The sequence below is a fragment of the Caldisphaera sp. genome (genome assembly GCF_023256325.1).
Classification (GTDB): Archaea; Thermoproteota; Thermoprotei_A; order Sulfolobales; family Acidilobaceae; genus Caldisphaera.
The window spans coordinates 65,268-77,730 of record NZ_JAGDXI010000016.1 but is presented as its reverse complement, the minus strand read 5'-3'; the positions used below and the strand labels follow the sequence as shown (position 1 = coordinate 77,730).

13 protein-coding genes are annotated in these 12,463 nt (G+C 30.7%); 5 read left to right on the top strand and 8 right to left on the bottom strand.

Features of this window, described 5'->3' with window-relative positions; genetic code table 11:
* Positions 1-271 precede the first annotated feature (271 nt).
* Genes Q0C16_RS02790 through Q0C16_RS02780 form a run of 3 tightly spaced genes read right to left on the bottom strand, consistent with a single transcriptional unit; the run spans position 272 to position 2,297 of the window.
* Complete coding sequence (locus tag Q0C16_RS02790) at positions 272-529, bottom strand: KEOPS complex subunit Pcc1 (RefSeq protein ID WP_292319518.1); 258 nt, start codon at positions 527-529, stop codon at positions 272-274.
* Positions 511-1,782, bottom strand: coding sequence for a hypothetical protein (locus tag Q0C16_RS02785; RefSeq protein WP_292319517.1), 1,272 nt, complete (start codon positions 1,780-1,782; stop codon positions 511-513). Before Q0C16_RS02785 ends, Q0C16_RS02790 begins: the two co-directional genes overlap by 19 nt.
* A gap of 59 nt (positions 1,783-1,841) precedes the next feature.
* A complete protein-coding gene (locus tag Q0C16_RS02780; RefSeq protein ID WP_292319516.1) occupies positions 1,842-2,297 on the bottom strand; it encodes a 30S ribosomal protein S15 in 456 nt (151 codons plus the stop codon).
* 202 nt (positions 2,298-2,499) lie between these two features.
* Here Q0C16_RS02780 and ndk point away from each other — a divergent pair, with 202 nt between their 5' ends.
* Positions 2,500-2,922: a nucleoside-diphosphate kinase gene (ndk, locus tag Q0C16_RS02775; RefSeq protein ID WP_292319515.1), complete on the top strand. Its 423-nt coding sequence runs from the start codon at positions 2,500-2,502 to the stop codon at positions 2,920-2,922.
* Here ndk and infB read toward each other — a convergent pair.
* From infB to Q0C16_RS02750, 5 genes are all read right to left on the bottom strand, one after another.
* Positions 2,912-4,777: a translation initiation factor IF-2 gene (gene infB, locus Q0C16_RS02770; protein ID WP_292319514.1), complete on the bottom strand. Its 1,866-nt coding sequence runs from the start codon at positions 4,775-4,777 to the stop codon at positions 2,912-2,914. The genes ndk and infB overlap by 11 nt on opposite strands.
* A 219-nt stretch (positions 4,778-4,996) precedes the next feature.
* Positions 4,997-5,335, bottom strand: a complete 339-nt coding sequence (locus Q0C16_RS02765; RefSeq protein ID WP_292319513.1) for a hypothetical protein — start codon at positions 5,333-5,335, stop codon at positions 4,997-4,999.
* Positions 5,298-5,522, bottom strand: a complete 225-nt coding sequence (locus Q0C16_RS02760) for a hypothetical protein (protein WP_292319519.1) — start codon at positions 5,520-5,522, stop codon at positions 5,298-5,300. The genes Q0C16_RS02765 and Q0C16_RS02760 overlap by 38 nt, the downstream gene beginning before the upstream one ends.
* A 91-nt stretch (positions 5,523-5,613) precedes the next feature.
* Positions 5,614-6,315: a 30S ribosomal protein S6e gene (locus Q0C16_RS02755; RefSeq protein ID WP_292319512.1), complete on the bottom strand. Its 702-nt coding sequence runs from the start codon at positions 6,313-6,315 to the stop codon at positions 5,614-5,616.
* A gap of 144 nt (positions 6,316-6,459) precedes the next feature.
* Positions 6,460-6,789: a hypothetical protein gene (locus Q0C16_RS02750; protein ID WP_292319511.1), complete on the bottom strand. Its 330-nt coding sequence runs from the start codon at positions 6,787-6,789 to the stop codon at positions 6,460-6,462.
* 129 nt (positions 6,790-6,918) lie between these two features.
* Here Q0C16_RS02750 and leuS point away from each other — a divergent pair, with 129 nt between their 5' ends.
* Genes leuS through amrS form a run of 4 tightly spaced genes read left to right on the top strand, consistent with a single transcriptional unit; the run spans position 6,919 to position 12,334 of the window.
* The gene (gene leuS / locus Q0C16_RS02745) at positions 6,919-9,813 is read left to right on the top strand and encodes a leucine--tRNA ligase (protein ID WP_292319510.1); all 2,895 of its coding nucleotides are present in this window, start codon (positions 6,919-6,921) and stop codon (positions 9,811-9,813) included.
* A gap of 6 nt (positions 9,814-9,819) precedes the next feature.
* Positions 9,820-10,341, top strand: coding sequence for an HD family hydrolase (locus Q0C16_RS02740; RefSeq protein WP_292319509.1), 522 nt, complete (start codon positions 9,820-9,822; stop codon positions 10,339-10,341).
* Positions 10,342-10,394: 53 nt separating this feature from the next.
* A complete protein-coding gene (locus tag Q0C16_RS02735; protein ID WP_292319508.1) occupies positions 10,395-11,264 on the top strand; it encodes a hypothetical protein in 870 nt (289 codons plus the stop codon).
* Positions 11,231-12,334, top strand: a complete 1,104-nt coding sequence (amrS, locus tag Q0C16_RS02730; protein ID WP_292319507.1) for an AmmeMemoRadiSam system radical SAM enzyme — start codon at positions 11,231-11,233, stop codon at positions 12,332-12,334. Before Q0C16_RS02735 ends, amrS begins: the two co-directional genes overlap by 34 nt.
* The last annotated feature ends 129 nt before the right edge of the window (positions 12,335-12,463 follow it).

Sequence of the window (12,463 nt, the reverse complement as noted above, 5' to 3'; positions counted from 1 at the left end):
GCTACTAACTATGAAGTGATGAAGATGAAGGCTGTAAACCACAAAGTTATTACCCTCCTAAGGAAACCCTCGCCCTTCAGGACGAGGAAGAGGTCAAAGGTATATTATTTATATTTAATTTTAATAGTTAATAATTTATATTTATATCGTATTTAAGATTTAATACATATTTAAAGATTATAATTTTTTATAATAAATTCTTTTCTAATCAAAATATTAAAAGATATTTTAAGTAAATCCAAAACTTCGCCTTTATAGAAACAAAAGTTAGTTAGATCGAATCTACTACAGACTTTATATTAATTAATAGATCATCAATAGTATTTTTTAAAGACATTATCTTTTTAGGATCAGTACAATCCAAAATTTTTATTGTGCATATAAGCTTCCCATTATCGCTTTTACAATCTATACTTAAATAATTAGGAATATTCTTTATATTATCTGGTTTTAATGATTTTGCTAAAACATCTGCATCTTTTGAAGATAAAATTAACGTAGCTGTACAATCTAAGCTATCTTCACCCATATAAAATCACCATCGAAATCGGCCTTAAACGCCTGTATAAACCTGCTAGCAGAATTATATCCCATGGATTCTTCAAAAGATAATACTGGTAATTTTAATACATTATTATTTAGGTATCCTAAAATTCCATCCTTTTCAATAAGTCCTAAAATTTTAAGCTGTCTTTGGATGGCTCCTATAGGAAGATTATCTTCATCTACTGTATAAACTTTTCCAAAATTTATTTGACTCACTTTGCTAAATTTGTTATTTAATATAATATCACTTGATTTGCTTACTGCATCTTTAAGATAATGAATAATCTGAGGATACTCATTCTCATAATCAGCTATTAAACCAACAGTTGAACCAAAGCCCATTGTATCCATTAGCAACATTATCGAATACATAACCTCTCTTGGATCCTCCATAACTATTCTAGATGTTGATACTTCCATAGCTCCTGCATAATCATATGGTTCTATATTTTTTTTAGATATTTTTTTCATCAAACTTATTATTGATATAATTAAATTTTTCATTGTTTCATCGTCAATCTTTCCTATGTTGCTATTTATTAAATTCTCTAATCCATTTTCCTTCAGATATTTCTCACAAGCATCCTCATTTGATAAAGTAAGATAAATTGGATTTAATGTTATAGATAAAGATTTACAGAAGTCCATAGACAAAGGTCTAAATATTTTTAGACCAGTAATTGTTTCCATCTTTAAATTATCGTCATTTGATATAACTGTACTTACAACTAAATCATCAAGCGAATAAAATTTTCCTGCGTCATCAACGTATTTACTAGCATATGACGATGCCATTGATAATATAGCGTACTCAGGCCTAACATTAATAATGTCTGATCCTTTTAAAGCTAGGTAAATGCCAGATCCGATACTACCATTTATCTCGATAAAAGTAGAATTTCCTACTGGAATACCATTTATTTCATGGGCTAAAGAAATTAAAGCTGAAGACACATCAGACGCCTTATAGTTTAGGCTTGAATATCCTATAAGTATAGTGGGTTCATTTATTCTTTGAGGTGCATTAAGCTTAATAGAAATTGATGGCTTTATATTTAAATTTAAAGCTACATTAAATAAAATTAGCCCTGAGATAATGTTTTCTAAAGAAGGATATAAGATTATTCTTAAAATCCCATTATCCTTAGATTCTTGAAATAATTTGCTAAGATTACTTGAAAACAGGGTTTGTTGTTTTTCTAGGTTTTCACTCTTCTCAATTTTAAGTTTTAACAAACTATTTTTCACCACTAAATTTCAATTTTATATTGTTCAGAAGAAATTTAATATTTTGCTTAGCTGCTACCAGCTACCAAAAGTTTAGCAGTATTGGGATCATATTCCCAATCTTTTGCAATCTTTCCAATTCTCTTATAGTATTTAGTTAGCCTCCTTATCTTGCTTTCAGTAAATATTAATCCCCTTAAGCTTGTTTTGTCTTTTGGATGCTCATCCAAATGCCTTCTCAAATTAACTGCCCTCCTTATCAAATTGAATAGATCTTCAGGTATTTTTGGTAGCAAATTCTTCTCTTCTAATACCTTGCTTACCTTTTTACCTATTATTGGTTTAACCAGTGGTATTCCAAATTGATCCCTTAAAACAATTCCTATTTGAGATTGTGTATAGCCTTTCTTTGCAAGCTCTTCTATTATTAATTCAATTTCTTGCTGACTATAGGTTATCCAGTTTGCTGTAACTGATGAAGGTCTTATTGAGTGTGATTTACCTCTTCTGCTATTCTTATGCATATGTTTTCACTCCCCAATTTTATTTCTATCAAAGAATTTATTAGTTTTATTGAACTTATAAATTACGCTTCATCATAGCTCATAGCCTCATAAAGTTAAAATTTTTACGTAATAATATCTTTATTTTATTGAATGAAGTTTTCTAATTTTCCCTTTAAATCTATAAACCACTAATATAAACTAAAACTTGGTGAAGACCGAAATGACTGAAAAGACCTTAGTATTGGTTAAACCTGATGGGGTTAAGAGAGGTTTAATTGGAGAAGTTATATCAAGGTTCGAAAAGAAAGGATTGAAGATCTTGGCATTAAAAATGGTAAAGCTCAACAAAAGTAAAGGCGAAGAGTTTTATTCGGTTCATAAAGATAAAAGTTTCTTTAAAGATCTGGTAGAATTTATAACAAGCGGACCAATAGTTGCAATCATACTAGAGGGAGATTCAGCAATCTCCGTAGTAAGGTTAATGATAGGTAGTACCGATGGTAGAAAAGCCCAACCTGGTACTATAAGAGGAGATTTTGCATTATCTATACAGGATAATGTTGTTCATGCTAGCGATTCTCCTGAAAGCTTTGAGAGAGAATATAAGGTTTTATTTAAAGACGAAGAAATAATTACTTATTAGATTTTTTATCTAATATTTCTTTTATCTTCGAAAGTACTATGTTATATTCCTTAAAACCCGCATTTTTCTTAATTTCAGCAATTTCTTTTAAAGTCAATAATTCGTCATTACTTATGTAATTCTTAAATTGTGTAATCAATTTTATTGCATGCTCCTGAGGAACATCAGTGTATATAACATCACCTTCATTAACATGTCTACCTATTAAAATTTTGCCTTCTATAGAAACAGCAATTGTAGAGCCTACCTTAGCATATTCTAGGCTCTTATCTTTATCCTTTATTGCCATGATCCTACCTAGATCTTTTCCCTTTTCGTTAATTAATGGATATCCAGGCTTTATGATACCACCGCTTACTTCAACCCCTACAATAGCGGGGTCACTCCTTCTAAACACATATCCTGGTAAGATCTTAAATTTTCCAGGTCTTATCAATGAATTCAATTCTTTTTGTATCTCCTCTTCTTTTAGTTTTTCTCTCCATTCGTTATACTCTTCTATCAAGTGATAAATAATATTATTCTGGAAGACTTTAATATTATTATTTGATAATTCTGCCTCAGCCTCTGGCAATATTTTTACGTTAAAAGCAATTATCACTCCTAATGATCTATCTTTTTTAGCTGTTAAAGATGCCTCAAGTATATCTGATTTGTTAACGTTTCCAATATCAGCAATCCTAATTGGTATATTCATTCTTTTAAAAGCTTCTATTAAAGCTTCAAGAGTTCCTAGAGTATCAGCTTTTATTATGATACCATTATTTTCTGCCTTAAAGATAAGCTCCTTTACTTCGCTTTGCAACATTTTACTAATTTTTTCAGCTTCTTCATAATTGTTTGCAACTTGAATTGAAGATCCTGCTAAAGCATTCTCTAAATTCGCGGCTGCAATTCTTACCCCAGCAGCTGCGTAAACTTCTTGAACACCAACGAACCTTGTCCCTCTAGCTCTCATATCACTTAATGGAGATGGCATTAAGAGTGATCTTACTGTAGTTATTATGGGCCCATTTTTACCATTAAGAACTATTATATCCCCGACTCTTATTACACCGTCGTAAATTATAGCATCTAAAACGGTACCTAATCCTTCTACTTCTTTAACTTCAAGTATTGATCCCTTAGCAGGTCCTTCAGCAAAAACAAGTTTATTCTTTAAATATTGCTGAGCAAGACCTGCTAATACAGCTAACAAATCTGGAACTCCTTCCCCAGTTTTAGCCGACAAAGGAACTATTGCTATTGTTTTTGTAAAGTCTCTAATTTTTGTATATAAATCCGATTGAAATCCTAGCTCAGAAAGTTTTATCACAATTGTTCCATAAATTATTTTTTCTAATTCTTCTTTTGCCTTATTAGATTGCTTTTGAAAAGAAATAGCAAAAGGCTGATCTGAAAAACTTTCCCATCCTGGAATCCTGTCTATTTTATTTGCGGCAACTAAGAAAGGTACCTTCCTTGACTTTAATAAATCTATAGCTTCATATGTCTGGTCTTGAAGACCTTTAGTAATATCTATAACTAATATTGCAAAATCAGCTATGCTTCCTCCTCTTTTTCTTAGATTTGAAAATAATTCATGACCAGGTGTATCTATAAATAACAATCCGGGTATAGTAAGCTTAATTGGAACTATTTTTTTAAGAGGCTCTGATATTTTCTCAATTACATCAGAAGGTACAATGCTGGCTCCAATGTGTTGAGTTATTCCTCCAGCCTCTCTTGCTGCTATAGCAGTACTCCTAATTTTATCTAGCAATGATGTTTTTCCATGATCTACATGGCCCAAAACAACAACTATTGGCTGTCTTAATTTCTTAGTTTGAGATCCTTGAGATTGGATTTGGCTCATTTTATTATTCCCCCCAATTCATAGACACTTTTAAAGGTTTAATATAAAAATGCTTATTCTTACAATAACTAACTTCTTTCCGACTTAAAAAAGCTTTTCAACCACTAATCCTTTTTTGTAAACTTCCTCCTTTAATGAAAAGAAAACAAAATAAATTTCATTCTAATAATATCTAAACAAGAAAGTAGGTTACCTAATATCTATCCATAATTCTTATTTTTAACTTAAATCAAAGCTGAAATTTACATTGACTATATAATTAAGTTTTTCAAATATTTTCTCTACTATTCTAATCTCATTCGAATCTATAATGAATAATCCATTAGCAGCATATAAAATTTCTTCACAATCGCCGATAATTTTTGTAATTTTTAAAACAATATAATTATCAAACTTTGATGGATAAAAAAACAAACCAAAAGTTTTACCATTATAATCTATTATAGAATTAAAACATGTTCCTTTTTCTTCCAGCGAAGAAACCTTGAACCCTTTTTGTTTCAAAAGTGATATTATTGTTTCAGCCTTCTTCTTCATCGTATTCTTCTGATTCAACATCAAACTCTACCTCTCCTTCTTTAGCAATATTATTAATGCAGTCTAATTTTTCGTTACCTGTAATTTCTGCTATAAAACCGAATCTTTTAATTATATTACAGATATTGTCCCAGGGTACAACTGCCTTTTGGCCTGTTTCTGTCTCAATATATGCTAGCCTTCCATTCCTTGTTATTTTTGCCTTCATTGCCAATTTAGATACCCAATTATATTGCATTTTTAAAAATATTAAATCTTAACTTAAGTTAGAATTTGATATAGTATTAATAAAACAGCTATTATGAATAACTTATCTCTACGTTGAGCTGGGCTAGAGCAGTTTTTCTTCTTTCGGCCCTTGGGTCTGGTATCATACGTCCTCTTACAGTTTTTTTCCTTCTTTCTCCATCTTTCTCTGGATGAAATCCGGGAGGTTCTGATAAAAGTACTTTTTTTCTTACAGCTCCAGGTACTCCTGGATGCATTGGAAAACCTGTTGCGTCGCTTCCACCTCTTATTTTAAATCTTAAATTATCAAAACCAAGCAGACTGCCATCAAATTCGTCTCCAATTTCTAATCCCGAAATTCTAATCATTATATCTTCTGGAACCGCTAATTGCCATGCTTTTGCTCTAAAAGCTTTTGCCTCTGCTTCATTTGATCCTGCCAATTCTCCTAACAGTTCACCACTAATCCAAACCTCATTCTCTGGAACATTATCTGACTGAATTACCTTTAACGGAACGTTTGCTTTCCCGCCTTCTTTTTTAATGCTTAAAGTCAAAACTCCTACTTCATTTAATTTAAGCTCTTCAAATAATTTTTTGCCGACTTTGGCTTTAGGCAATTCTTTTCTTTCTTGTTCTTTTGTTTTTTTCATGGATTCATTTAATTTAAGCTCTTCATCGTCAACACCTTTAACTTTTACATTGACAGCTTTGTTACCTGCTCTTGGATCCGAAATTACTACCCTTAATGGTGGTCTCTCTTCAGCTGGCATTTTTTACACCCTTTTACTCCCTCTGAAAATCATTGTTTGGTAGTTTTAAATGCTTTTAGCACTTGTATTTATTATTAATTATTAATTAAAAATTAAAATATAAACGAAATACTCAACTCTTAGAGACAAAATATAATATAAACATTAATCTTCATATAGTGTAACCTTTACATCAGCTTTAACCTTATCTGAAGAGAATGGTGGTATTGAATTCCCTAAGTCTATTGCTATAGATACCTGATTTCCTGTATCGTCAGTTATCTTTACCTCAGCAATATATGTTGTCTCAGGACCTCCTGATTCAAAAACTTTCATTAAAGATTCATAAAGCCTAGATATAGCCATCTGAAATGCAACAGGACTTGATAAGTCCTCAGGTTTAAGTGATATGGAAGCGAAATTTTTCATTACCCTACCAACTCTTGCCTCTCCCTTAAATTCTTTGTTTACTATGTTCTTTTCTCCTTCTGACATCATTAATTCACCGCAATAATTATTGTATCCAAATTTAATATGCTTAATGTTTAATTTATTACTCTCATCTAATTATAAAAAATTTTTAGGCTGAATTATAAACATTAGAAATCATCGAGTGGAAAAGGTATGCAAGAAAAAAGAGATGAAATTATTAATAACTTTAAAGAGATCGAAACCAAGTGGCAAAAATTATGGGACGAAAATAAAGCTTTTGAAGCGAATCCTAATGAAAAAAAGAAATTTTTCATTACATTTCCATTCCCATATATGAATGGCCTTCCCCATTTGGGAGGGGCCTTTACTATACTTAGAGTAGATATAATGGCTAGATATAAAAGAATGAGAGGATACAACGTATTATTCCCTCAAGGATGGCATGCAACAGGAGGTCCAATTGTAGCATCAGCAAAAAGAATTAAAGAAAAAGACCCTAAAAAAATAAAAGAACTAAAAGAGATGGGAATATCAGATGATATTATAAGTAATTTTGAAGATCCTACTTATTGGGTATTTCATTTTACAAATGAATGGGAAAAAGATCTAAGAAGATATGGATTAAGCATTGATTGGAGAAGGAAATTTTACACAACAAGTCTAAATCCGTATTTTAGTAAATTTGTGGAATGGCAATACTATAAACTAAGAGATCTAAATTATATTGCTAAAGGTAGCCATCCAGTTGTTTGGTGTCCTAAAGAAAAGAAGGTTGTGGGTGATCATGACAGGCCAGATGAATATGCAGGTATAGGTCCAGTTGATGCCACTATAATTAAATTTAAGATAGAAAATAACGATTTAATAATTCCTACATTAACCTACAGACCTGAAACAATTTTTGGAGTTACAAACATATGGATAAATAAAGATTCTACATATAATATTGCAGAGGTTGATGGAGAGAAATGGATTATAAACGATTATATGATAGATGAGCTTTCAGACCAAAAACACGAAGTCAAAGTTTTAGGGAAAATACAAGCAAAAGAAATAATAGGTAAATATGCATTAAATCCTATAAACAATAAAAAAATACCTATATTACCAGCAAGCTTCGTTATTTATGATGAAGGTACAGGAAGTGTTATGAGTGTCCCTGCCCATGCTCCATATGATTATATTGCGCTCGAAGATCTGAAGAGAAATAAAGAAATTATAAAAGAATTTGGATTAAACGAAGAAGAAATAAAGAAATTAAATCCCTTAGTTATAATAAAGAGCTCTGACTTTAAAGATATACCAGCAAAGGAAATGGTAAGAAAGTTAAACATAAAAAGCCAAAATGATGTAGAGTTATTAGAAAAGGCAACAAAAGAGCTATATGCTAAAGAATTTTATAGCGGAATAATGTATAATGTTGGTGAATATAGCAATATTAAAGTTAATGAAGCCAGAGAAAAAATAATAGAAAACCTAAAAGATAAAAATAAGGCACTAAAAGTATACACATTACCTTCAAAGGTTTATTGCAGATGTGGCGCCAGGACTCACGTAAAATTTGTTGAGAATCAATGGTTTTTACTATATAGCAACGAAAGTTGGAAAAACAAGTCCAGAGAACTAGTAAAGAATATGAATTTTTATCCTGAATCTGCAAGAGAAGATTTTCTTAGACTAATAGATTGGCTTAGCGACTGGGCATTTACACATATGAATGAATTAGGTACACCATTACCTTGGGATAATACATGGGTTATAGAAAGCCTTAGTGATTCAACTATATATATGGCTTATTATACGATAGCACACTATATCCAGAACAAAATAGAGCCTTCAAAATTAATTCCGGAACTATTTGATTATATTTTCTTAGGAATAGGCAACTTAGATGAGTTATCTCAAAAAACACGTCTTGATAAAGATCTAATAGAAAAAATGAGACAAGAGTTTCTATATTGGTATCCAGTTGATCTTAGAATTAGCGGTAAAGACCTCATGCAAAACCATTTGTTGTTTTTCATATATCACCATGCAGCAATTTTTGATAAAAGCAAATGGCCTAAAGGAATAGGCATAAATGGGTGGGTGCTATTAAACGGAGAAAAAATGTCTAAAAATAAAGGAAACTTTTTGTTATTAAGAGATGCATTAAACAAGTGGGGTGCCGACGTAACAAGATGGTCAGAAGTAATGGCTGGAGCTGATCCAGGGTATGATGATGCAAACTTTGAGACATCTATTGTTGACAATGCTATAGATGAGCTAAATTCATGGCTGGAATTAGTTAAAGACAATTATAATAAAGGTAGGGATTATAAGCTTAGCTTAGATGATTGGTTTGAGAGCGTAATCAATAGTACAATAAAAGAGGTTACAGAAGATATGGAACAAACAAGGTTTAAGACGGCTTTAGTTAAGTCATATTATTATCTTAAAAATAAATATAAATGGTATCTTACCAGAGCTAATATCCCAAATAGAGAGGTTATAAACAATTATTTAGAGAATGTTACATTAATGATAGCTCCAATAGTACCTCATATAGCAGAAGAAGCTTGGCATATTATGGGTCATAAAGATTTGGTTTCTCTTCATCAATGGCCTTTATTTGATGAAAATAAAATTAACAAAAAGTTTGAAAAAGCCGAGGAATTGATAGAAAGAATAATTAAGGATACCAAAGAACTAATTAATTTAATAGGAGAAACTAATAAAGTTTACATTATTATAGCATCTCCATGGAAATATGAATTATTTGATTTAGCAAAAGAAATAGCTAAAAACAATAAATCAATAACTAATTTAAAGCAAAAATTACTGGAAAACGATTTTAAGATAGAGAAAAGCAAAGTAGTAAAAGTTGTCAACATGATTTCTAAATATCCAGAACTTATAGAAAACTACATTCCTAGAGAATTAGAGATAAAATCAATCCAAGAGTCAAAGGAATTCTTGAGCAAAGAACTTAAGAAAGAAATTGTAATTGAATTTGAGGAAAGCTCAAAACTACCAAGAAGTGATCTAGCCTTACCAGGGAGACCTGCCCTATATCTTGAAAAACAAGTCTCTCAACAAAATAGATGATAAACAATGAACAAAATAAATGAGCTAATATATTCACTTAACAGCATAGCTAGAAGTGGATGGATGATTAATGGAGTAGAACCATGTAAGGCGGAAACTGTTTCTCAACACCTTTTTGCATCAGCATTGATAGCGCTAGAATTATCATCAAGTCTAAATAATGCAGATAAATATAAAGCCGCCTCTATAGCTTTAATTCATGACATAGGAGAATCTATTATTGGGGATATCAGCAAAAGTGCAAACATTGATAAATCTAAATCTGAAAAAGAAGCCATAGAAAAGCTTGATTTAAATAAAGATATAAAACAACTTTATATGCTTTATGAATCGGAAGATACATTAGAAGGGATAATAGCTAAGATCTCAGATTTATTGTCTACATATTTAATTTCTTTAAAATATGAAAAAGAGGGCTATAATGTAAAAGATATTAAAAATAATGTAAAAGAACAGATAATTTTGCTTTCTAAAAAACATAATATAGAAAAGAATGTAACTGAATTCTTAAAAAGAATAGAAGAATAAAATCTAAAATTAAAGCTAAAGGCTTTCTTACACTATATTTCATTTGAGGAAAAATGAGTGAAAATAAAATCCAGCTAAAGTTACCTATTTCAACAATTGGAATAAGCACAGCAGAAGACTTATCTTTATACCATTATCTATCTGGAGGGACTTTACTGCGTCTTGTGATACCTTCAAAAATGAAAAACCTTGAATGCCATGATTACGACATTTGCCAAATATATAACCCAAATTTATATGCATTAAAAGAATTGAATTTAACAGAAATAGAAAAAATAGTTAAAACATGGAATATTAATGGAATAATATTTGAAGGTTGTGGAGTAGAAGATATAATCAACAACGAATTTATAAGCAAAATAAAAGATGTATTAAATATACCTATTGGGGTTAGAATTTATCAACCGTTTGATTTATATAAAGCTGATTTTATAATATATGATCACTTTATTGAATATAATGATAATTTAAACGTCATTAAATTCCTTAAGAATTATAAAACATCTTATCCATGGATAGAGCTACAACTTTACTACAGAGAACCCCTAATTGAAAAATTCTTTCCATTAGCCAGAATAACCGGAGAAAAAGGTATACCAATGCATATATATCTATTAGATCATAAAGGAGGAGGTCCAGTTAAAACACTATATAATGAAATTAGAGAACTTAATACTTATACTTATATACATGCAAATTTATATGGTGAATATATAACTTACTGTTCTAATTGTAATAAACCGGTAGCGTATAGAGAAGAAGGAGTGTTACTTGCATTGGAACTAAACAACAATCGTTGCTGGAATTGTAATACAGAGTTGCCATTTAAAAAAATTATTTCTAAGAAGTCAGATCAAAAATTAATTAAAATGAGTAGGGGTGATACGATATGGTACGATCCGAGAGCAGTTCAAATACATTAAAAAATCATATAAGGCTGGCAAAGTTTTGGAGTCCTATTACAGATAGGGAAAAATGGGTTAAGTGCAACTTATGCCATAGAAGGTGCTTAATAGCTCCTAACGCCTGGGGAGTTTGTGGGGTTAGAAAGAACATCGATGGAAAGCTATATACAATGGTATACGGCTTATTAACAGCAGAAAATGTTGATCCCATAGAAAAAAAGCCTTTAATGCATTTTAATCCAGGCAGTTCAGTGTTAAGCATATCTACAGTCGGCTGTGATTTCTTTTGCTCTTTCTGCCAAAATTGGGAAATTAGCCAAAGCAGATTAGAAAAAGGACTTTATGGAGAAAAAAAGACACCGGAAGAAATAATAGATGATGCTATAAAGATTAAAGCAGATGGAATATCTTATACATATAACGAACCAACTATAATGTATGAATTTATGTATGATACAGCCGTTTTGGCCAAGAAAAACAACTTATTTAATACCATGGTAACAAATGGCTACATGACTCCAGAAGCCGTTGATGAGATTGGAAATTTTTTTGATGCAGCAACTGTAGATTTCAAGGGTGGAGGTAACAAAGAATTTTACAGAAAATATATGGGAGTTCCTAATCCTGAACCAATATTAGAAACGCTAAAAGCTATGAAAGAAAAGAAAATTTGGATTGAAATAACGAATCTAGTTGTACCTAAAGTTGGAGATAAGGAAGAAGACATAAAAAGGCTTTCAAGGTGGATAATAGATAACTTAGGAGATAATGTACCTTTCCATCTTTTAAGATTTCATCCAGATTATAAAATGTTAGACAGTCAAGATACACCAGTAAAGACTCTCGAAAAGCTTGCAAAGATAGCAAAAAATGAAGGTTTAAAATACGTTTACATAGGTAATGTGCCGGGACACGAATTAGAGCATACATATTGTCCAAAGTGTGGATATCCACTAATAGAAAGATATGGTTTTTATATAACTGCTTGGAGATTAACAGATGATAACAGATGTCCTAAATGTGGGACAAAAATAGATATTATTGGTAAAAAAAGAAACTCATCCCCATTTTCACTCTCTATAATATAGATAAACTATATAATTTATATTTTTAAAAGTGATTTTTAATTATCAAAGAAATTATTAAACATAATAAGCTTTCAATATAAATTATAGTTTATTTAGATTGAAGGAAATCATTATAAACTCTGCTTGATA

Bases quoted from the DNA above. Each gene is read 5' to 3' on its own strand.
- Q0C16_RS02790 (WP_292319518.1), bottom strand. From the start codon at position 529: ATGGGTGAAGATAGCTTAGATTGTACAGCTACGTTAATTTTATCTTCA.
- Q0C16_RS02780 (WP_292319516.1), bottom strand. From the start codon at position 2,297: ATGCATAAGAATAGCAGAAGAGGTAAATCACACTCAATAAGACCTTCA.
- ndk (WP_292319515.1), top strand. From the start codon at position 2,500: ATGACTGAAAAGACCTTAGTATTGGTTAAACCTGATGGGGTTAAGAGA.
- infB (WP_292319514.1), bottom strand. From the start codon at position 4,777: ATGAGCCAAATCCAATCTCAAGGATCTCAAACTAAGAAATTAAGACAG.
- Q0C16_RS02765 (WP_292319513.1), bottom strand. From the start codon at position 5,335: ATGTTGAATCAGAAGAATACGATGAAGAAGAAGGCTGAAACAATAATA.
- Q0C16_RS02760 (WP_292319519.1), bottom strand. From the start codon at position 5,522: ATGAAGGCAAAAATAACAAGGAATGGAAGGCTAGCATATATTGAGACA.
- Q0C16_RS02755 (WP_292319512.1), bottom strand. From the start codon at position 6,315: ATGCCAGCTGAAGAGAGACCACCATTAAGGGTAGTAATTTCGGATCCA.
- Q0C16_RS02750 (WP_292319511.1), bottom strand. From the start codon at position 6,789: ATGTCAGAAGGAGAAAAGAACATAGTAAACAAAGAATTTAAGGGAGAG.
- leuS (WP_292319510.1), top strand. From the start codon at position 6,919: ATGCAAGAAAAAAGAGATGAAATTATTAATAACTTTAAAGAGATCGAA.
- Q0C16_RS02740 (WP_292319509.1), top strand. From the start codon at position 9,820: ATGAACAAAATAAATGAGCTAATATATTCACTTAACAGCATAGCTAGA.
- Q0C16_RS02735 (WP_292319508.1), top strand. From the start codon at position 10,395: ATGAGTGAAAATAAAATCCAGCTAAAGTTACCTATTTCAACAATTGGA.
- amrS (WP_292319507.1), top strand. From the start codon at position 11,231: ATGGTACGATCCGAGAGCAGTTCAAATACATTAAAAAATCATATAAGG.